The 20379-nt window shown below is 64.8% G+C and carries 20 protein-coding genes and 1 pseudogene; 6 read left to right on the top strand and 15 right to left on the bottom strand.

What is annotated here, in order from left to right:
- Nucleotides 1–255, bottom strand: a pseudogene (locus IT472_RS10575) (acyltransferase); the annotation flags it as partial.
- Nucleotides 256–340: 85 nt separating this feature from the next.
- On the opposite strand from IT472_RS10575, the gene IT472_RS10580 reads away from it, so the two are divergent.
- Complete coding sequence (locus IT472_RS10580) at nt 341–1177, top strand: SAM-dependent methyltransferase (protein ID WP_297181464.1); 837 nt, start codon at nt 341–343, stop codon at nt 1175–1177.
- A gap of 49 nt (nt 1178–1226) precedes the next feature.
- Here IT472_RS10580 and IT472_RS10585 read toward each other — a convergent pair whose 3' ends face one another.
- From IT472_RS10585 to deoC, 6 genes are all read right to left on the bottom strand, one after another.
- Nucleotides 1227–1838 carry an FmdE family protein gene (locus IT472_RS10585; RefSeq protein WP_297181465.1) on the bottom strand — a complete coding sequence of 204 codons (612 nt, stop codon included), beginning with the start codon at nt 1836–1838 and terminating at the stop codon, nt 1227–1229.
- Between the two features lie 3 nt (nt 1839–1841).
- On the bottom strand, nt 1842–2108 hold the full coding sequence (locus IT472_RS10590; RefSeq protein ID WP_297181466.1) for a DUF2249 domain-containing protein: 267 nt from the start codon (nt 2106–2108) through the stop codon (nt 1842–1844).
- A gap of 90 nt (nt 2109–2198) precedes the next feature.
- Nucleotides 2199–2429 carry a hexameric tyrosine-coordinated heme protein gene (locus IT472_RS10595; RefSeq protein WP_297181467.1) on the bottom strand — a complete coding sequence of 77 codons (231 nt, stop codon included), beginning with the start codon at nt 2427–2429 and terminating at the stop codon, nt 2199–2201.
- Nucleotides 2430–2510: 81 nt separating this feature from the next.
- Nucleotides 2511–3221, bottom strand: a complete 711-nt coding sequence (gene deoD / locus IT472_RS10600; RefSeq protein ID WP_297181468.1) for a purine-nucleoside phosphorylase — start codon at nt 3219–3221, stop codon at nt 2511–2513.
- Between the two features lie 4 nt (nt 3222–3225).
- Nucleotides 3226–4431, bottom strand: a complete 1206-nt coding sequence (locus IT472_RS10605; RefSeq protein WP_297181469.1) for a phosphopentomutase — start codon at nt 4429–4431, stop codon at nt 3226–3228.
- Between the two features lie 3 nt (nt 4432–4434).
- Nucleotides 4435–5172 carry a deoxyribose-phosphate aldolase gene (gene deoC / locus IT472_RS10610; RefSeq protein WP_297181470.1) on the bottom strand — a complete coding sequence of 246 codons (738 nt, stop codon included), beginning with the start codon at nt 5170–5172 and terminating at the stop codon, nt 4435–4437.
- Between the two features lie 327 nt (nt 5173–5499).
- On the opposite strand from deoC, the gene IT472_RS10615 reads away from it, so the two are divergent.
- The 3 genes from IT472_RS10615 to IT472_RS10625 are packed head-to-tail and all read left to right on the top strand — an operon-like array spanning nt 5500 to nt 8284.
- Nucleotides 5500–6660 carry an SPFH domain-containing protein gene (locus tag IT472_RS10615; protein ID WP_297181471.1) on the top strand — a complete coding sequence of 387 codons (1161 nt, stop codon included), beginning with the start codon at nt 5500–5502 and terminating at the stop codon, nt 6658–6660.
- 23 nt (nt 6661–6683) lie between these two features.
- Complete coding sequence (locus IT472_RS10620) at nt 6684–8012, top strand: TFIIB-type zinc ribbon-containing protein (RefSeq protein ID WP_297181472.1); 1329 nt, start codon at nt 6684–6686, stop codon at nt 8010–8012.
- Between the two features lie 2 nt (nt 8013–8014).
- On the top strand, nt 8015–8284 hold the full coding sequence (locus tag IT472_RS10625) for a hypothetical protein (RefSeq protein ID WP_297181473.1): 270 nt from the start codon (nt 8015–8017) through the stop codon (nt 8282–8284).
- 76 nt (nt 8285–8360) lie between these two features.
- Here the strand turns inward: IT472_RS10625 and IT472_RS10630 are convergent, their stop codons facing one another.
- The 7 genes from IT472_RS10630 to IT472_RS10660 form a co-directional block, all read right to left on the bottom strand.
- Nucleotides 8361–8936, bottom strand: coding sequence for a hypothetical protein (locus tag IT472_RS10630; RefSeq protein ID WP_297181474.1), 576 nt, complete (start codon nt 8934–8936; stop codon nt 8361–8363).
- Entirely contained in the window at nt 8933–9550 is a 618-nt protein-coding gene (locus IT472_RS10635) for an SCO family protein (RefSeq protein ID WP_297181475.1), read from the bottom strand. Before IT472_RS10635 ends, IT472_RS10630 begins: the two co-directional genes overlap by 4 nt.
- The gene (locus IT472_RS10640; protein WP_297181476.1) at nt 9522–11024 is read right to left on the bottom strand and encodes a cbb3-type cytochrome c oxidase subunit I; all 1503 of its coding nucleotides are present in this window, start codon (nt 11022–11024) and stop codon (nt 9522–9524) included. Before IT472_RS10640 ends, IT472_RS10635 begins: the two co-directional genes overlap by 29 nt.
- A 2-nt stretch (nt 11025–11026) precedes the next feature.
- Nucleotides 11027–11572 (bottom strand): cytochrome oxidase, encoded by a 546-nt coding sequence (locus tag IT472_RS10645; RefSeq protein WP_297181477.1) that lies wholly within the window; start codon nt 11570–11572, stop codon nt 11027–11029.
- Between the two features lie 163 nt (nt 11573–11735).
- Nucleotides 11736–12020 (bottom strand): hypothetical protein, encoded by a 285-nt coding sequence (locus IT472_RS10650; protein WP_297181479.1) that lies wholly within the window; start codon nt 12018–12020, stop codon nt 11736–11738.
- A gap of 514 nt (nt 12021–12534) precedes the next feature.
- Nucleotides 12535–15336 carry a diguanylate cyclase gene (locus tag IT472_RS10655; protein WP_297181480.1) on the bottom strand — a complete coding sequence of 934 codons (2802 nt, stop codon included), beginning with the start codon at nt 15334–15336 and terminating at the stop codon, nt 12535–12537.
- Between the two features lie 111 nt (nt 15337–15447).
- Complete coding sequence (locus tag IT472_RS10660; RefSeq protein ID WP_297181481.1) at nt 15448–16347, bottom strand: MBL fold metallo-hydrolase; 900 nt, start codon at nt 16345–16347, stop codon at nt 15448–15450.
- 303 nt (nt 16348–16650) lie between these two features.
- On the opposite strand from IT472_RS10660, the gene IT472_RS10665 reads away from it, so the two are divergent.
- Together IT472_RS10665 and IT472_RS10670 are read left to right on the top strand one after the other, a co-directional pair.
- Nucleotides 16651–17988: a GGDEF domain-containing protein gene (locus tag IT472_RS10665; protein ID WP_297181482.1), complete on the top strand. Its 1338-nt coding sequence runs from the start codon at nt 16651–16653 to the stop codon at nt 17986–17988.
- Nucleotides 17989–18203: 215 nt separating this feature from the next.
- Complete coding sequence (locus IT472_RS10670) at nt 18204–20009, top strand: immunoglobulin domain-containing protein (RefSeq protein WP_297181483.1); 1806 nt, start codon at nt 18204–18206, stop codon at nt 20007–20009.
- An 88-nt stretch (nt 20010–20097) separates the two neighbouring features.
- Here IT472_RS10670 and IT472_RS10675 read toward each other — a convergent pair.
- A partial coding sequence (locus tag IT472_RS10675; RefSeq protein ID WP_297181484.1) for a hypothetical protein occupies nt 20098–20379 on the bottom strand: 282 nt, incomplete at its 5' end.

A 20379-nucleotide genomic window follows, 5' to 3' on the forward strand; every position in this document is an offset into this window, starting at 1 on the left:
CAGGTAATGTCCGTCGCGCTGCAGGTCCAAGTCCCCTTCCACGGTCAAGCGGGTTCGGGTGCAGTGGTCCCAAAGCCAGCCGTTGACCGCAATCCAGCTCTCGCCGCAACCGGTCAGCAGCGGGTTGCAGGCCAAGCGCAGGCGCGGAAATGGCAGCGCCAGCTTGACCAGGGTGACCAGCAGGATCGGCAGCACGTGCAGCAGCGTGCTCAGGCCGATCAGCATGGACAGCAGCGCAACGCGAAGCAGCGGCATGGACGCTCGCAAGGACGAAAGACGGCCCATTGTCGCCAAAACCGCGCGCAGGGCCAACGCCGCCGCCATCGCTATCATGGCGCGCATGCCACGCGACGCCGGACCCCTGCTGACGCTGGAAACCGCCGCCGCGCTGGCCGCCGCGCGGGCGCGGGGCGATGCGCTGTGGCAGGGCTCGCTCGATCTCGGCCGCAGCACCGGCACCGCTGCGCTCGACGCCGACGGATGGCGCTGGAACGGTACGCGCTTCCCTTACCCTGCAGCACTCAAGGCGCGCACCTTGTACTGGTGGGATGGTGATGGCTATGCGCCGGTGTCACGCTACAGCGGCCAGTTGATCAAGCTGGTCCCGACCGAATGGGGCGTGCCCACCTTCGAGATCGACGGCATCAAGATGCTGCCGACCGCGCGCGAATCGCCGTTGGACGATGCGCGGCGCAAGGTGGCCCTGGTCCAGCCCGGCGGCAAGGCGGTGCTGGACACCTGCGGCGGGCTGGGCTATTTCGCCGCCTGTTGCCTTGATGCCGGCGCGGCGCGCATCCACTCGTTTGAAAAAAACGACGACGTGTTGTGGCTGCGCTGGCTCAATCCGTGGTCACCGGATCCGGAGGCCAGCGGTGGTCGGCTGGCGCTGGCGCACGCGGATGTCATGCAGGCGATCCTCCATCAGCCCGACGCCAGCTTCGACGCCGCGCTGCACGATCCACCGCGTTTCGGCATCGCCGGCGAACTGTATTCGCTGGCGTTCTACCAGCAGTTGGCGCGGGTGCTGCGCCACGGCGGCCGCCTGTTCCATTACACCGGCAGCCCCAATCGCCTGACCTCGGGCCGCGACGTGCCGCGTGAGGTGGCGCGGCGGCTGGAAACTGCTGGATTCAAAGCCGAACCGGCGCTGGATGGCGTGCTGGCGATTCGACGCTGAGCGCCAGAGCCAGCAATCAGCGTGGACCCGATCCGTCTGGACGCGTCGCTCAGATCGCCTGGACCAGGATCACCGCCGGATCGTCCGCGTGCTCCAGCAGCAACCGGCGCACGCGTTCCTGCCAGACCTCGCCGAACGCACGCCGGACCTCGGCGCTGGCGTCGGGCGCCATCGCCTGGCCCATCAGCATCCGCATCTGCGGCGACGGCGGGACATTGGTGACATCCAGCGCCAGCCGCACGCCCGCGTGGGTGTCAGTGCGCTGGAACGTGGCGATGCAATCCGGATTGCCGCCGCCGTAGCCCAGCAGGCCGCTGCGCACGAAGTTGCCGCCGATGCCGTGGAAACCGTTGCCCGCGGCCGCGCCGGTCAGCAGGGTGAACACCTGCGCGATCACGCCGGTGGTGCCCTCGCGTTCCGCCGAACTCATCGTCACCGCCACCCCGCCGCGCTCGGCCGGACCATCGGGGAACAACGCGCGCAAGCCGGCACGGGCCATCAGGTACGCGCCGGCCACGGTCGGGCAGGAATGCCCGGCCAGCCGCACCGCGTCGGCATAGCCGTATTCGATCAGCCCGCCCTCGGCGGCGCCAAGGAATTCGGACAGCGGATCGTGGACCTGGACTTTCGGGGCTTGGTCGAAAAACGCGGGAAAGGTCATCGCTTACTCTTCCGGCAGGCCGGTGATGCCGAAATCGATCACCACGCCGCTTTGTTCGCGTTGACGATAGGTGACGGTCAGGTGCTCGCCAAATCGTTCGTCAAGTTGACGCAGCAACGGGATCGGATCGTGGTCGTTGACGAAGCGCATGGTCTCGCCATTGCGCAGCGCGCCCAGCGCACCGAAGATCGCCGAGTGCCGGAACCGGCGGGCGATGCCGCGGGCGTCGAACACGTGGACGTTGGGTTCCGGATCGAGTTGCATGGACATGCCGGTGACTCCTGTGTGCAATGGACGCCGCCATGCTACGCACGCCGTCGGCCACTGCATTGACGTGGGTCACGCCACCATGGGCTTTCTTCAGGCACTGCGCCAGTAATCGTTGGCGGACGCGATCGTCTGGAAGTTGATGGCCACCACCTGCGAGGAGGCAATCAGCGCATTCGCGTCTTCTGCATAGGCTGGGCGCAGGCGGTCGCGCGCCTCAGCGGACGGTTGGGTGTACTTGACACCCATGCGCGCCAATTTGATCGCCAATTCAAAGCCGGCCTGCGGGGTGTCGGTACGCAGGCTGGTCAGCCAAGTGTCCATCGAGAGGCCCTCCATGGGCGAATGTGGAACCCCGATCCTCACCCACGGCAGTGCGTGCATGCAAGCAAACCGCAGCTGCCGTCAGTCCGCGCCTTCCGTGCACGCCAGCGCAAGCCGCGCCATCCGCTCCAGTCCCTGTTCACGCTGGTCGGCCGGCATCTGCTCGCCACGGTCGATGTGGTCGCTGACAGTCAGGATGGCCAGCGCACGGAACCCTTCACGCATCGCCAGGCCATACAGTCCGGCGGCTTCCATTTCGATCCCGGCGATGCGGTGGCGGCGCAGGCGATCGAGCAGCTGTGGATCGCCGTCGTAGAAGCAGTCGCTGCTGAACACCGGCGCCACCCGCACCGGCACGCCCTGCACCACCGCGGCATCGACCGCGGCGCGCAGCAAGCCGAAATCGGCACAGACAGACAGGTCGTGATCGCCGAACTGCATCCGGTTGAAGCGAGAATCGGTGCTGGCCGACTGCGCCAGCAGCACGTCGCCCAAGTTGGCCTCGCCCAGCCCGCCGCAGGTGCCGATGCGAATGATCCGGCGAACCCCATACACCCGCGCCAGCTCGGTGACGTAGATCGCGGTCGAGGGGATGCCCATGCCGCCGCCCATCACCGTCACCGGCCGTCCCTGCCAGCGCCCGGTGAAGCCAAGCATGTTGCGGCGTGCGGTCACCTGCAACGGATCGTCCAGCACCGTTTGGGCGATGAAACGCGCACGCAGCGGGTCGCCCGGCAGCAGGACGGTCTCGGCGATGGCGCCCGGTCCGGCGTCGATGTGCGGGGTGGACATCAGGTCACTCCGTCAGGAAGCAGCGGCCGGCCGCCAGCGGCGGCAGGCCAAGGTGGGTGGCCAGGCCCTGGCCGAGGTCGGCAAAACTCGTCCGCTGGCCCAGTGCCCGCGATTGCAATCCAGGGCCATGCACCAGCAGCGGCACCTGCTCGCGGGTGTGGTCGCTGCCGGGCCAGGTGGGATCGCAGCCATGGTCGGCGCTCAACGCCAGCAGGTCGCCCGGACGCATTGCCGCCAGCAGCGACGGCAGGCGCGCATCGAGGTGCTCCAGCGCCGCGCCGTAGCCCAGCGGATCGCGGCGATGGCCGTACACGCTGTCGAAATCGACGAAGTTGGTGGCGATCAGGTCGCCGTCGCCGGCCTTCGCCAGTGCATCGAGCGTCGCCTCGAACAGCGCGTCGTGACCACTTGCCAAGCATTTGTGGCTCACCCCGCGCGCAGCGAAAATGTCGCTGATCTTGCCCACCGCGTGGACCGCACCGCCGGCTGCGCAGACGGCATCGAGCAGGGTCGTACCCGGCGGTTCCAGCGCGTAATCGTGGCGGTTGCCGGTGCGGCTGAAGCCGGTGTCGGGGGTGCCGACGAACGGCCGCGCGATCACCCGGCCGATGTTCCAGGGCGCAAGCAGCCGACGCGCGAGAAGACACAGTGCATACAGCCGGTCGAGACCGAAATGCTGTTCGTGGGCGGCGATCTGGAACACCGAATCGGCCGAAGTGTAGACGATGGGCTTGCCGGTTTCGATGTGCGCACCGCCAAGCCGTTGGATGATTTCGGTGCCCGAGGCATGGCAGTTGCCGAGCACGCCCGGCAGGCCCGCCTCACGCACCAACGCCTCGAGCACGTCCGGTGGGAAGCTGCCTTCGCGCGCCTCGAACAGCCCGAACGGTTGCTCCAGCACCACGCCCGCCGTTTCCCAGTGGCCCGAGGGCGTGTCCTTGCCGCAGGCGCGTTCGGCCATGCAACCCCACAGCCCGTCCGGTACGGGCAGGTGCGCGAATCCGGCGGCGACGGTTCCGGTGGCCAGTGCGTGCGCCTGCGGCAGGCCGAGCCGGGTCAGGGTCGGCAGCCGCAGCGGCCCGCGCGGCGCGGCGGCGCTGGCGGCGGCGATGTGGCCAAAGGTGTCGGCGCCGGCATCACCATAGGCCTCGGCGTCCGGCGCATTGCCGATGCCAAGGGAATCCAGGACCAACCAGATTGCGCGCGCCATCGCCTAGCCTTCGAGTTCCGACCAGATCGCATCCAGCAGCGCGCTGGCGCCGATCCGGAAGTGCGCCGGAGTTACCCAGTCGGTGCCGAGCCGGCGCTCGGCCAAGGCGACATAGGCCGCCGCCTCGTCAACGCTGCGCACGCCGCCGGCAGCCTTGAAACCGCAGCTGCCCCCACGCGCGGCGATGGCGTCGAGGAGGATGGCCGCAGCATCGAGGGTCGCGTTGATCGGCACCTTGCCGGTCGAGGTCTTGAGGAAGTCCACCCCGGCATCGAGACCGAGCTCGGCGCCGGCCCGGATCAGGTCCGGCGCCCTCAGTTCACCGGTTTCCAGGATCAGTTTGAGCACGATGCCTGACCCGCAGGCGGCGCGGCAGGCATCCACGCCGGCGCGGGCGGACGCGGTGTCCCCGCGCTGCAGGGCGCGCCATGCAAGCACCATGTCGATTTCACCGGCACCGGCGGCGATCGCACGTCGGGTTTCACGTTCAATGCGCCCGGGATCCTCGCCGCCATCCGGGAAATTGACCACGCTGGCGACCTGTATCCCGCTGCCTGCCAACGACCTCCGCGCGGTGGTGACGTGCTCGGGATAGACGCACACCGCGGCCACCTTGCCCTGCGGCGACGCGGCGCGCGCGCACAGTGCCTCGATGCGGGCGGGCGAATCGTCCTCGCCGAGGCTGGTGAGATCAAGCAGGCCGAGCAGGCTGCGGGCCAGGGTCATGCGGTCGTGGGACATGGGCAGTTCGAGCTGGATTTGCGCCAGCATAAGCGTTTGCCTGTCGATGCGGGCGCATCGCAGCCGGAACCTCGCAGCAACGCACCGGCAAGCGACGACCCCCCCTTCGATCTTGACACTGAACGCATGTCCGGCCCAATCCCCGTGCTGCGTTGTACATGAACGATCTGGAACGTCGAATTCCAGACAGGGCTTGGGCACGGCTGGAGCAGACACGCAGGCAAGGATTTTCGACACGCGCGCCGGCAGCTGCCCCAGTGCCGGAATATGTGGTATTTCTCACTGCACGGTCGGTACGTCACCGGCCTTGGAATTTGGAGAGCGGTCATGGGTTTGATTCAAGCGGCGAAAGGTGCGATTGGCGGGATGCTGGGCGACCAATGGAAGGACTTCCTCACGGTCCCGGATGACCTGCCGGCAACGGCAGCGCTGTTCAGCGCAGTACCACGCGGCACCAATGCCGGGCGCGGGTCCAACACGCACGGATCCTCGAACATCATCACCAACGGGTCGAAGATCCTCGTCCCCGAGGGCTACGGTCTGCTGACCTTCCAGGACGGCAAGATCACCGGCTTCGCCGCCGAGGCCGGGGCCTACGAGTGGAACTCGAACGACATCAATTCGAAATCGATCTTCTCCGGCGGTGGCATCGTCGATTCGCTGGTCATGCAGAGCTGGGAGCGCTTCAAGTTCGGCGGCCAGCCGGGTGCACAGCAGATCGCCATCTTCGTTTCCCTCAAGGAACTGCCGGACAACCGTTTCGGCACCCAGTCCGAAATCTACTGGGACGACGGCTTCCTGCGCACCCAGGTCGGCGCAGTCACCCGTGGCTCCTACACGATGCGAATCGTCGATCCGATCCGCTTCGTGAAGAACTTCGTTCCGGCCACCTACCTGCAGCCCGGGCAGATCTTCGATTTCACCGACCTCGACAATGCCGCCGCCAGCCAACTTTTCAACGAGGTGGTGGGCTCGCTCGCACCGGCCTTCAGTGCCTACACCAACGATCCAACCAAGGGCAATCGCATCAGCAAGATCCAGCAGGACTCGCTGGGCTTCGCCAAGAGCCTGTCGGATGCCGTCGAGGGCGGGTATCAGTGGCGGAGCGACCGCGGGCTTGAAATCGTCAAGACCACGATCATCTCGATCGAATACGACGCCAACACCAAGGAACTGCTCAAGACCGTGCAGCGCGCCGATGCGCTGGCGGGTGCACGCGGCAACTCCAACCTGCAGGCCAGCGTTGCACAAGGCTTCCAGGCAGCCGGTGAAACCGGTGGTGCAGCAGGGCTGATGGGGCTGGGCATCGCGGGCGGCGCCATCGGGTTGGGAGGCCTGCAGCAACCGGTCGCCGCTGCGGCGGTTGCCGCCGCGCCGGCAGCAGAGGACCCGATCGCCAAGCTGAAGAAGGCCAAGGAGATGCTCGACCTCGGCCTGATCACCCAGGCCGACTACGATGCAATGAAAGCCAAGGCACTGGGCCTTTGATCCAGTCAAGGGGCAATTGACGCATGTCCAGCGCCAACACACCACCTCCACTGCCGCCCAGCGGCAGTGGAACCCCGCCACCGTTGCCCACCGGTCCGGGTTCGCCACGTGACGTGCCGCCGCAACCTGGCAGCTTCCCGATCGATCCGGACACCCTCCCCGGGCCACTCCGCGACGAACTGAAGGCACCGGACCCGGTCGCGATCGACACCTCGGCAGAAGAGCTCAAGGACGGGCTCAACCTCTGTCCGAAATGCGGCTCCACGGACATCAAGCAGCGCCCCGGCACCGACAAGCTGATCTGCCTGTTCTGCCGCCATGAGTGGGAAGCCCAGCGGGTCGAGGAGGAGTTCGGCCTCGGTGAGGGTCTGGACCAGCTCGAAGGCACGGTCGTCGCCTCAGGCGCCAAGGACATCGACGCCGATGTGTCGGCACTGATGTCCTTCAAGTGCACCGGCTGCGGCGCCGAAGTGACGGTCAATACCGAGAATGCGATGACCGCGCGCTGCCACTGGTGCCGACACGTGCTGGGCGTCAACGAACAGATCGCCAACGGTGCGGTGCCCGATGCGGTACTGCCCTTCCACATCAAGAAGGACGACGCGGTCGCCCGCATCCGCCAGTTCGTCGGCAAGCGTCAGTTTTTCGCACTCAAGGCCTTCAAGCAGCAATTCAAGCCGGAGAACGTCATCGGCGTCTACCTGCCGTACATGATCGTCGACAGCAAGGCCAGCGTCGACGTTTACGGCCAAGGCGAGATCAAGACCCGCGAATACACACGCGGCTCTGGCAACGACCGGAAGACCTATTACGACGCCGACATCTACCAGGTGGAACGGCACGTGGATTTCACCGTGGACGACCTGCCGCTGGAATCCTCCGCCAACCGCGGCAACCTCGACACCCGCGCCAACACCAATAACATCATCAACACGATCCAACCGTTCGACACCAAGAACGCGGCGAAGTGGAACGCGTCCTACTTGGCGGGCTTCAGCTCCGAAAAGCGTGATCTGAGCGTCGATCAACTGCGGCCGAACCTGGAGGACCAGCTGCTGTCGATCGGCCGCAGTGAAGTCGAACTCTCCGTGCACATGTACGATCGCGGCGTGCGCTGGGAAAGCGAGCGCATCAAGGTGCACGGCTCGCGCTGGGTGTCGATGTACCTGCCGGTGTGGCTGTATTCCTACCACCAGCCCGGCTCCAATGGCGGCATGTTGCACTACATCGCGGTCAACGGCCGCACCGGCGAGACCATGGGCAGCATCCCGATCCAGCAGTGGAAGCTGTTGCTGGTCGCACTGACCATCGGCACCTTCATCGAATCCTTCGTAATCTGGATGATGACCTGACCATGAGCGACGACGGTGGACTCTTCATGCTCCTGCTCGGCCCAGCCGGTGGTGCCGGCTTCTATTGGGCCATGTACCGCTATTACCGCAACACCGACAAGTCGCACAGCTTCGAGCACGAGACCGCGGTTGAGTCCAAGCTGGTCGAAGGCGAGGAGAAGGACATCAAGATCGACGAGATCACCGGCACGCGGGACAAGCGCATCAAGGGCGATAACGTGAGTGAGTATCGCCGGCGCGTGACTCGGATCCCGAACGATCCATCCGGTTGAGATCGGCGGCCCCTTGGGGCAGCTCCCGTGCATCACTCGACGTGCATCACTAGAATCGCCCCCCACGGGTTCGGCCCTATCCCGGGACGCGCAGTCGTCCGAACACCAGCTTCCACACCAACACCAGGTTGATCGCCGCGCCGACCGCAAACAGCCAGCGACCGGTTTGCTGCTGGTCGTCGACCAGGTAATTGCTGCACACCTGCACCGGTGATGCCAAGTACAGCCAGCCGAGCCGGAACGCAGTTGCCGCAATCTCGAGCAGGAACACGCCGCGCAGCACAAAGCCGGCGCGCGGCCAACTCAGCGCGACCGGCAGCCCGACCAGCAAAGGCAGGCTGGCGAACTTCGCCAGTTCAACCCAAGGCTGTTGCAACGCCGCGTCGATCGCGCGTGGAAGCATCCATGGCATCGACGCCATCGACGCCAGCAGCAAGCCACTCAGCCCCCAGCGGTCCCAGGGCATCAGGATCGCTTCGGCCCTTGCAGGAACGGCCTTGCCGAGCCAATAGCCTGCCAGTGCAAGCAACGGCATCTGCAGCAGCATCTGCGCTGCCATCGTCGACTCCAGCCCGTGCCGCAGGGGCGGCAGGGCAAGCACACCCCACAATCCCAAGCTTATCCACAGGTAGCGCCGCGCCGAGTTGGTCATCTGGCAAGGCCGTGTTGCAGGATCGCCAGCGCCTGTTCCGGTGATTGCCAGTCGGTCACCGCGACCAACCGCCCTTCGGGATCGACCACGTTGATCGCGGCGTTGTGCACGAATCCGCCCAAACCATCAGGGACAACGACGACCCCAAACGTTCGCAACCAGGCCTTCAGGTCATCGCCTGCCCGCGGCCGCGCCACGATCCATCCCTCCGACCGACCACCCATGCGTTGTCGGTAATCCGACAACTGCGCCGGACCGTCATGCGCAGGATCGAAGCTCAGACTGACCAGGACCACCCGCCCCTGCGCAATCGGTGTCGCCAGGTCGCGCTGGAGGCGGGCGAACGTGCCGCCCTGCACCATGCAATAGGTGCTGCAGCGGGTGTAGACGAAATCGACCAACAACCATCGGCCACGCAAGTCGGAGGCATCGATCCAAGTTCCCTGCGCGGTTTCCAGTGGCGCATCCGGCAACGGTCGTGGCTTCCGGACCACGCTGGCGCGCAGCGCGGATTCACTGGTGAATGCCTGCAGCCCATCGGTGGCTGCGGCCAGCGTCGCAACGCCGGCCACGGCGATCACCAAGCTAGCCAGCAGGGTTCGTGGTCGCGACATTCCCCGAACCGGCCGATGGGGTCGCCAGCAACCCCAGGATCAGGCGTACCGCGAAATAGAGCATCGCCAGCACGACCAGGCTGCCACCTACAGCCCCGATCCTGTCGGTGGACGTCCACGCCTCCACCATGTGCTGGGCCATGCGCCGCGGCACGCTGGCATGGCCGGCCGCGAGGAACCCGAACACGAACACCAAGCCGCCGACGAAATACACCGGAAAGACCATCCGGTCGACGCTGGAATTGGGAGGCGCGTCGCGGTTGCTGCCGATGACGTGGAACATCAGCCCCAGCACGATCGACATCGCGCCAAGCAGCATGTAGAAGTGGAAATGTCCGGGCACCCACTGGGTGTTGTGCATCACGAGGTTCACCCGGATCGTGCCATCGAGGATCGCCGGGATGATGCCCGCCGCCCACCCGAACATCGCCAGCACCAGCAGGCGAGATGGCATGGTCCAGCGGATCTGCGAACGGTGCAGGTTCGCCAGTGCACCGAAAACAGTGACCAGGAACACCGGGAATCCACCGGCCCAGGACGCGACCTGCCCGATGACCGAGACCCAGCGCGGCTGAGCGAAATCCATCAGCAGGTGGTGCGGGAACACGATGATCACCGCCACCGTCGCCACCGTCCATGACCACAGGAACGGCCTGCCGATGCCGTAGGGCTTGTGGGTGTAGCGCGGCAACAGTTCATAGACGGCGATCACCGCCATGTAGATCGTTGCATTCGCATACATGTGGCCAAACCAGTAGATGAGGTTCTTGATCACCAACGGGTCGAGCTTGAACTCCGGATAGAAGGCATTGACCAGGCTCATCACCAAAGCCACTGACCCGGTCAGGATCCCGATCGAGTTGGCGATCAGCACGCCCGAGCCAGCCACGACCGCCTTGGGATGGTCCGGATCGACGGTGCCACCGAACAGCCACTGCATCCCCATCGCACGCGCGAGGTTGCCGTACTTCGCGATGATCCCTGAGGCCGCGTCGAGGTAGAACAGCAACTGCCCAACACCGATGAACAGGTAGCCCAGCATGAACAGTGCCGATGCATGGGGCGACCACAGCCCCATGCCCTGCACGGTCAGCGGATACAGGAAGGTCCACAGCGCCCCGTAGTGGCCGACGAAAATCGACAACAGGATCGACACCACGCCGAGCATGAATAGCACGTAGTTGGCCATGAAGGCCCACATGCGCAGGCGCACGTACTTGCGCAAGAAAAACCACATCGCTGCCGTGGCCGCCAGTGACATCGTCCCCAGCATGCCCGCACCGTGCAACGAGAGCAGTTCGTAGAACAGGTTGGGCGGCACCTTGAGCCAGGTTGCCTGGGTCAAGCGCATGGCGAGGCCGGCGCTCATGATGACCACGAACAACAGGATCGACGTAATCAGGTAGAGGTTGAACGCGGTGCGCGTGCCGCCGGTCAAGCGTTCATCATCCGGGTACAGGGTGAGCGAGGCCATCGTCATTCTCCCTTCGGCGCGGCCACCACGAAGGTGGCTTTCATCGGCGCGTGGCCAATCCCGCAGTACTCAAGGCACTGCACGACATAGGTCCCCGGTTGCTCGAACCGGTACAGGACCCGGTTCGTGTATTCCGGCATCGCTTGGGTCTGGACGACGATGCGACCATCGGGCGAATACAGCGCGAAGCCATGGTTGACATCGGCGCTGGTGACGCGGAATTCGACGGTCTTGCCCGCTTCCACCGACGATGGTTGGAACTTCCAGCTCCACATCCGCGCGGTGACGTCGACCACCTGGTCGGCCTGCAGGCTTGCATCCTGCCTCGGGATCGGGAATTGGTGCAGGGTTGCCCAGGTTCCGAACACGAAGCCCAGCAGCAGGATGATGAACAATCCGCCCTGGATCTTGCGCGCTGTTCGCGCTGCGGCTGACTTGGCTGCCTCGTCGGCCGCCTTGCCGGTACCGGCAAGGATGTACAGGAACACCAATGAGACGATCGCGATACCGCACAGCGCAATCGTCCAGATGACATCCTGAATCACCATGGTCGTTTCCCCCGCGTACGACTGCCCATCCCCAAAGATTCCGGGCGCACTCCAACGGGGCAAGGTCACAAAGGGCCCGACTCGGTCGGAGGCGCTCGGAGAAAGCTCGTGACGACTGCAATGGCCCGATGCTACACCAAATCCTTGCCGGGGATAGCGGCCATCAGCCGCGCTCCTTGAGCATGCGGTCGGCTTGGCTGGCCGCCGCCTGCAGCACGCGGGCATAGTAGCTGCGGGCCGGCCCCGCCTCTTTGGCACCCAGCTCCAGGCTTTGGATATAAGCCTCCAGCAGATCGTGGGCATTGAACATGTGCCCCAAGTCGTCAAACGTCTTGGCGACCGCATCCTTCACGTGCCAGTCGACGTTGATGCCCGCCTCGGCATTCTGGGCAAGGTCAACGATCCGCAGGATATGCGGCGTGATCAGGCCGACGATCGTTTTCTTCATGTATCCAACCTGAGCTTCGCATTGCCGGTAGGCATAACGTACCTGTTTTGATCTGCTGGCAACAAGGATGCCGGTCGGCCCGTGGCGCCTTCCACTGCAACTCTGAAGCCGAGGTTCATGCACCGGCGACAGCACTGGCAAAGCGTTGCCCTGCGATGGCGCCAATCCGGCCAGCGTCTTCGTCCCGGACGACCCGCCTGGACGGGCGTTGCGATGCCGTTCCTCGCGTCCAAGAGCGCTCCGGCCATCGACCCCACGGGGTCGACGTCGCCACCGGCTGCAGACACGAATACAGTCATGGGGGATCACTGGCCTGTATGGTCAGGACGCTTCGTCCGCCACTCGCCAGGCCATGCGACCCGGCGACATTGTGGCAGTGAAGCACCCACGTTCCGGAAATCGGGGAAACGCTGAATTTAGTCGGCGTTGCCTGCCGACCGTGGATGGTCGGCCGTGGATCGATCACCGACGTGATTGATCCGCGTGAGCTGCGTCCGGGCATGCACCGGAGGGTTCAGGTGTTGTTGTCCAGATGGACACGATTGCGGCCCGAAGATTTGGCCGCGTAGAGGGCGGCGTCCGCACGCGCCTGAACAGCGTCGATCGAACCATCAGCCGGCATGGAAGTCGCTGCCCCCACGCTGACGGTGACCACGCGAAAGCCGTCATTTCCTGCGTGTGCAATCGCCAGCGCGGCCACGTTTTCCCGCATCCTCTCACCGACCACGCTGGCTTCCTTGCGCCCTGCGTTCGGCAGCAGTGCCACGAACTCTTCACCGCCGTAGCGGGCCACCAGTTCACCGGGCCGTTGCACGCTGGCGGCCAAGGCTCCTGCAACGCGCCGCAGGACCCCGTCGCCCGCGGCATGGCCATAGCCGTCGTTGTAGGCCTTGAAATGGTCGATATCGATCATCAGCAGCGCAAGAGAACCCCCCTCCCTGCGCATGCGCCGCCATTCCTGGTCGCTGGCCTCCATGAATACCCGGCGGTTGGCAAGCCCGGTCAGCGCATCGGTATTCGCCAACTCCTCCAATTGCCGGTTGGCTTTCTCCAGCTTTCGGGTGCGTTCTTCGACCTGTTGTTCCAGCTCGTGCTTGTGCTCGATCAGGCGACGCATCCGCACTCGCAACGCAAGCAGGGTCGCCAAGGTCGCAAGCACCATCAGCACGACCACACCGAGAATTCGCGCCCACCAAGTTTCGTACCAGAACGGGAGGATCGTGAACCTGAATCGCGCTGGCGCCGACACCTCTCTGCCGGGCAGCCACGCCTGGACTTCGAACACATGGCGGCCCGAAGGCAACTGGGCCAGGTTCAGGCTGCGCTCCCCAGTCCATGCCGACCATGCCGTATCGGCCGGCAGCAGCCGGTATCGGAAGCGCAGGGCCTGCGGTTCGCGCAGGTTGGCGGCGGTGTATCGGATCTGGAGCGAGCGCTGTCCTGGTGGCAACTGTTGTCCATCCGCCACCGTCGGCAACCCGGGCGCTGAAACCGCAACCACATCGACATGCACAATCGAGTACGGCCTGCCAGGAGGCGAGAGGCTGCCAACACGCAGCTGTCCCAGGGCAACATAAGCGACCTGTCCTTCGGGCAGGGCAACGATGGAAGGCGGGCCAACACCACTCGGCTGGACAGCTCCATGTCCATCGGCCTCGTCGAACGACTCCCAGCGGGGCGGCGCGCGTCCGGATTCCAATGCCGCGCGCAAGGCGCGCGCATTCGTGCGAGCTGCACCAGATCGTCCGATTTGCCACAGGTCACCGGCAGCATCGATCCAGAGCAACCAGGTGCCGGGCATTGACGGAATAGCATGGCGTGTTCCATCTGCCTCCAGAAGAACGAGTTGCCCGCGCTGCAGCAACCAGGCATGGCTTGCCTCGGATGCCAGCAGCGCCTCGACCTCGCCATGCCGATCGACATCACGCCAGCCCCAGGGACCGACGCGGGCTACGCCACTGCCACTCGCCAGCCAGACCCCCCCGTCCCCGGCGTCCTGCATACCAAACATGATCGCCCCATCCCCGTCATCTGGACGCGGGATGCGCGAAATTGTCCGCCCGTCCCGCATCAGCCGCACTTCCGATCGGTTGAACACCCACAACCCACCGTCATGGCCCATCGCCAGTGACATCACACCAACGAGCCCCGGCAGTTTTTCCACCCGCCCCCCACGCAACCGACACAGTCCGCCCTCACCACCCAACCACAGCGTGTCGAAGGGCTGCCAGGCAAGGCTGAGGAGCATGTCGCCACACGGCGTCTCCACTCGACGCACTTCGCGCAACCCGTTCACATGCACGAGGCCACTGCCGTAGGTCGCCAACCAGAACCCGCCTTCCCCGTCACTGGCAACCGACGCCAGCAACTTGGTGGGCAAGCCATCATCGAAGTCGGTGACTTCGTTGCCGATCAACGCAAAGCGATGCAGGCCCGATCCGGTCGTAGAAACCCAGACATTGCGTTCGTTGTCCTCGAAGATGGCGTTGATCGATTCACCGCGAAGGTGACGGTCTCCGCGCCGCCATCGCCCCTGCGAATCACGGATATACAAGCCGTCCGAGTTGGTTCCGACCCAAAGTTCGCCATTGCTGAGCACCGCAACCCGACGGATGCGTTGCGCCGGACCTTCCGCGGGGCCCTCGAGCCCATTCGCAAGCAACGGGCGCATGGTGTAGCCGCCAAGCCAGAGCCGACCGCCTGCGTCACGCGCCATGGCTATGACCAACGGGTTGGGGGTACTGCCGGGTTCGTGCTGCCAGGCCTTCCCGTTCCATCGGTGCAGTCCGTCGAATGCACCCGCCAACAGGCCGGCACCTCCGGGGTCGGGCGCCACATCGAAAAAGCCCATATTGCCGCTGCCAGACAACAGGACCAGACCACGATCCGCACTGTACCGGTAGATCCCGACCGTGGTCGCGAGATACAGCGCGCCGTGGATCCAGCGCAGGCGCTTGATCGATGCTCCCGGCATTCCGATCCTGGAGATTTCGACCACTCGCCCGGCTTCAAGCCTGAGCAGTGCATCATTGCTCGCGCCCCACAATCGACCTTGCGGATCGACCAGCAGGTCACTCACGGATCGCCTGTCATCGCCGCTTTCGCCAAGACCACGCCACTCGAGTCCATCGAATCGCTTCAGTCCCTCAGTGGTGCCCACCCAGAGGTAACCATCCGGCGTCTGCGCGGCGGCCATGACACCGCGCCCGACTGCATTGTCATGCAAAGCCATCCAGCGTGCACTCACGACCTGACAGCTGGCCGCCACTGGCGCCAGCAGCAACCACAGCCATGCAAGGATCCGGATCGACCGCATGCCCGGATCATAATTGGGCATCCCCCGCGTGTCTTGGATTGCCGACATCCAAGGGAATTCCATCCGGAGGTTCGAAAGCGGGTTCGGGTTCGGCATCGAACCGACGGGAATTCAGAACCGATCCAGGTCCTGCGCCACGATCACCGGGCCCTTGTAGCCGCCGGCGCGGACGCCAGCCAGCAGTTCGTCGTCATCACTGCCGTGGCGGACGATGTGGTGCAGCACCAGCCGTTTGGGTTTGGCCAGCGCGGCGATCACGCCCAGTTCGAGGTCGGAGGTGTGGAAATCGCCCATATAGGTGGGCCAGACTTCGCCGCCGATGCGCAGCTCCGGCAGGGCCTGGGTGTGCGGATAGACCTCGTGGACGAGGGTATCCACGCCACGGCTGGCCTCGACGATGGCTTCGGTGGGCCGGGTGTCGCCGGAAATCACGATCGAGCGGTCCGGGGTGTCGATGCGGAACCCGAACGCCTGCTTCCAGCAGCCGTGCTCGACCGGAATCGCGGTTATGCGCACGCCGTCCTTGTCATACACGACGCCGGCATCGAATTCATGCACGTCCACCTTGTAACCGGTGGTGGTCTGTCGCTCCAATCCATCGATGCGGACGTGGATGTCCTCGTCCCAGGCAGCGAGGATGTGTTTGGTCATCTTCTTCAGGCCGCGCGGCCCGTAGGCCTGCAATTTCTCGCGCCGGCCCATCACCCAGGTGGTCAGGATCAGATCGGGGTAGCCGAGGGTGTGGTCGCTGTGTAGATGGGTGAGGAAGACCGCCTCCGGCCCGCGAATCGACAACCCCGCCGCCGCCATCCGCCGCATCACCCCGGCGCCGGCATCGAACAGGAACACGCGGCCGTCGAAGACCACCGCCGTTGCCGGCCCGAAGCAGGACGGATCCGGGCGCGGCATGCCGGTGCCCAGCATCACCAGGGTGGTCGCGCCGGGTTTGCGCGCGGCGGCGCGCTTGAGCGCGGCGGCGCGGTAGTTGTCAGTTGATTGTTTGCTGGGCATGGAACCAGTCTCGTTGAAACATCTGCAATGTAAGCACAACCGGCAGGTCCGCTCCTTGGGCGGCATGGAAACACCGCGTAGGAATCGCTGGGAAATCCGTGCGGTGATATTTTTTTGATCTGAATCAAATGATTGCCAGAAGTACGCATCCAGTCTCCAAGGGGATCGCGCATCAAGCCCGCCTGCCCTCGGCGAGCAGGGTGCGAAATCGGGAAATTTCGCTGGTTTCTACACTGCACACCGGCCAGGGAAATGTCGGACAGGGTCAGGACACCGATCACCGCAGAATGGCGAGGAACCCTTGTGAACAAGCTCGACATCGCGACTCAGGGCCTTGCCAGCGCAGCCGCGCCCGCCACACCCGCCAGTCCGCAAACAATTCACCTTGATCGACGGTTTTGGCTGATCCTGGCCATGGTTGCGGTGATGTTTGCCTTGGTACGCGCCTTGGTGGTCCCGTCGATGGCCAACGTGGCCCTGCCTTGGCGGATGGCGATGGACGCAGGCCTGTTGCTTGTCCTGGTGGCTCCTGTGCTGGCGCTCCTGTATGCCTCGATGCGGCGCGAGGCGATGAATGCGCGCGAAGCCATGGACCGTGAGAATGCCACCCTGCACGAGCGCTTGCGGGCGCATGACCTGAACGTGCGCCTGACCGCCGCGCTGGACATGGCCGAGGACGAGGATTCGGTCATGCGCATCGCCCGCCAGGCCATGACCCTTGCAACCGATGGCGCACCGGCCCAACTGCTGCTGGCGGAAACCCGCGAGTCGCCCATGCGGCATGATCTACGCGAAGGCTGGTCCAGTGACGCGGGGCGCTGCTTCATCGAACGCCCGTCCGATTGCCCTGCGGTCCGACGCGGCATGGGAACGGTGTTCGAGGACAGTCTGATCCTGAGCGCCTGCCAGGGCATGCGTGGGCCGATGGACAGCAATTGCGCCGCTGCCTGCACGCCCATCACGGTTTCAGGAACGGGCGTGGGCATCCTGCGCGGGCTGGGGCCCGCCGGGGATGCCGACCTGTATCGCTTGCTGCAATCGCTCAACACGGCTGCACATCACGTTGGCGCACGCTTGTCGGTGGTGCGCTCGATCTCGGCGTCGGCACGCGAGGCCGCCACCGATCCGCTCACCGGTGCGGCCAACCGACGCAGCGGCGAAGCCCGGATGTCGGAACTCATGCAGCACCAGGATGGCTACGTGCTGGCCATGATCGACATCGATTTCTTCAAGAAGATCAACGACGGGCACGGCCACGAGGTCGGCGACAGGGCGCTGAAACTGCTGGTGGACGTGCTGCGCGGATGCATTCGCCACGATGACCTGCTGTGCCGTTATGGCGGCGAGGAGTTCCTGTTGATCCTGCCAGGCCTGGACATCGGTGCCGCGACGGCGATGCTGCAACGCTGCCGGTCGGAATTGCCGATGGCCTGCAACCATGCCGGCCTGCCGGAGTTCACGATCAGCGCCGGCATTGCCGATGCACCCAACAGCAATCCGGCCCAGCAGTTGCGTGCAGCCGATGCGGCGCTGTACCGGGCCAAGCAATCCGGGCGGGATCGCATCCTGAGCACCGCAGATGCCACGCATACGGAACCCGGAATAGGCGCACAAGGGGTCGACATTTCGCGGGCCGGGTAAGCGGGAGACGCTTCGTCACTCAATTTGTCCGGGCCCACGGAATGGTCCCCCCTTATGCGGTGTATACCGGCATGACCAGATGTCATCACCACGGCATCTGGATTGGGGCACCCTCAGGGGCCACAGACCCCAATCCTGGGCAGACCCGCGCCACCGGCAGCAAGCCCACCTTCATCCCGAAATCCAACCGCAGACCCTTTCCCCCCGGAGGCGTCATGACGTCCAGTCGTTGGTTGCAGAGTTTCCGCTTTCTTGCACTCCTGAGCCTGATCCTGTCCCTGTGTGGGTGCCCGACCAACGGCGAGAACGACGCCGCGACGAGCCCCTGGGCGCGACCGACGCCCCCGACCATCACCGCGCACCCCGCCAGCGTGACCGTCGCCGTCGGTGCTACCGCCACCTTCACGGTGCAGGCCAACGGCACGACACCCCTCACCTACCGCTGGCAGAAACGCAACGGCCCCAATGCGGCATGGGCCAATCTTCAGGGAGCATCGTCACCCACCCTGACGCTGACCGCCGTCAGCGCCAGCAGCAACGGCTCGCAGTACCGCAGCATCGTCCGTAACCGTGCTGGCAGCGCCACCAGCAATCCGGCGACCTTGACCGTCACCAGCGCGCCCTCCACCGCGTATTACGTCGCCCCCACCGGCTCGGACAGCGGCCTCGGCACCCTGACCAGCCCTTGGCGCACGATCACCTATGCGGTCAGTGCCGCGAGCCGTGCCCCCGCAGGCGCCACGATCTACGTCAAGGCCGGGTTGTATTCCAATGAGAACGTCGTGTTCGAAAAGGATGGCATCACCCTGATCGGCTACAAGACCACCCCGGGTGACCAGCCGCCGATCCTTGCCAATTCGCCCAATCCGTTTGCCCCGTTCAATCCCGCCGACATGCCCCTGCTGGATGGCGGCAACCGCAATCAAGGCATCGGCATCAACCTGCGCGGGCGCAAGGACATCACCCTGCAGAACATCAGCGTCATGCGCTACGCGTACGGCGTCATTGCAGGCAACAGCAGCCAGTCGTTCGTCGAACACCACCTGCTGACCAATGTCAACGTCTCCACTACCGGCAACGTGAGCGACGATTATTCCGGCATCGGCATCAGCCTGGGCTCGATGGGGACCCAGTATTCGAATGGCGTGACCGTGCGCAATGCGCTGATCGTCAATGCCGCGGCCGAAGGCTTGACCTTGAATGGCGACGGCAATCTGGCCGACAACGTCAAGGTCTATTGCAACGAGAACACCGGCTACGCCGCCACCGACTACTACGTGATGGTGACCGGCAACGACAACATCGTCCAGAACTCGCTCGCCAACCGCAAACCCGGCCTGTCGCATTCCGGCCACGGCTTCAGCATCAAGAGCAATGCCGAACAGGTCGTCGACCAGGGGAAGCCCTTCCCGATCGTCGATCCCGAACGCAACCTGTTCCGCAACAACGTAGCCTACAACCTCGGCGAGGGCTTCGTCGTCCGCCATCGCGGCGTGCGCTTCAACACCTTCCGCGACAACAAGGCCTATGGCACCCACACCGGCTGGGATGATTGTGGCGATGGCAACGGCATCTCGATCCGCGACGGCGCCAGCGACAACCAGTTCATCAACACCCAGATCGAGAACGTCTGCACCGCGATCAGTTTCAACGACACCACCGAAGATGGCGACAGCGGCCCCAATCCGCCGGGGCACCCGGGCAACAACAACGTGATCGACAACGCCACCGTCAACAACGCCTATGTCGGGCTGGACTTCAACGAATACGACGTCCAATCCGACGCCGGCGCCAACACAATCCGCAACTCCAGGTTCACCCTCACCCGCTACATGTTCTACGCCCACCGTCACGCCACCCTGATGCGCTACCTCAACTCCAGCTTCTCGGGGACGGCCTTGGTCACGCCACTGACGGACGGGGAGTTCAGCGTGGGTCCCTACGCCCAGGACGTGCAGCCAACGCAATTCACCGCATGCACCTTCACCAATATCGAAGGCGGGTTGCCTGCGGGGTTCTGAGGGAAAAGGGGTCACCATATCGCCGCTCCGCCAGACGAAATCCCGGCGCTGCAGACTGACGAATACTGCTCAAGGAGATGCAGTGCGGCTACATATTCCGTCTGTACTCCCCACCCACCTCATACAGCGCATGGCTGATCTGACCCAGCGAATGCGTCTTCACCGCTTCCATCAGCGAAGCAAACACATTCCGCCGCTCCCGCGCCGTCGCCTGCAGCGGCTTCAGGCTGCCACCCTCACCCCGCCCCTCTCCCGCCAGCGGGAGAGGGAGAACAGCGGAATTGCGGTTGGCTTGGAACGCCGCCACGTTGTCGATCTGCTGGCCCTTCTCGCTTTCCGTCGAGCGGATCAGTTCGATCTCGGTGGCGAC

Origin of the sequence: Thermomonas sp., from assembly GCF_020850895.1 — a bacterium.
In the GTDB taxonomy this organism is placed as follows: Bacteria; Pseudomonadota; Gammaproteobacteria; order Xanthomonadales; family Xanthomonadaceae; genus Thermomonas.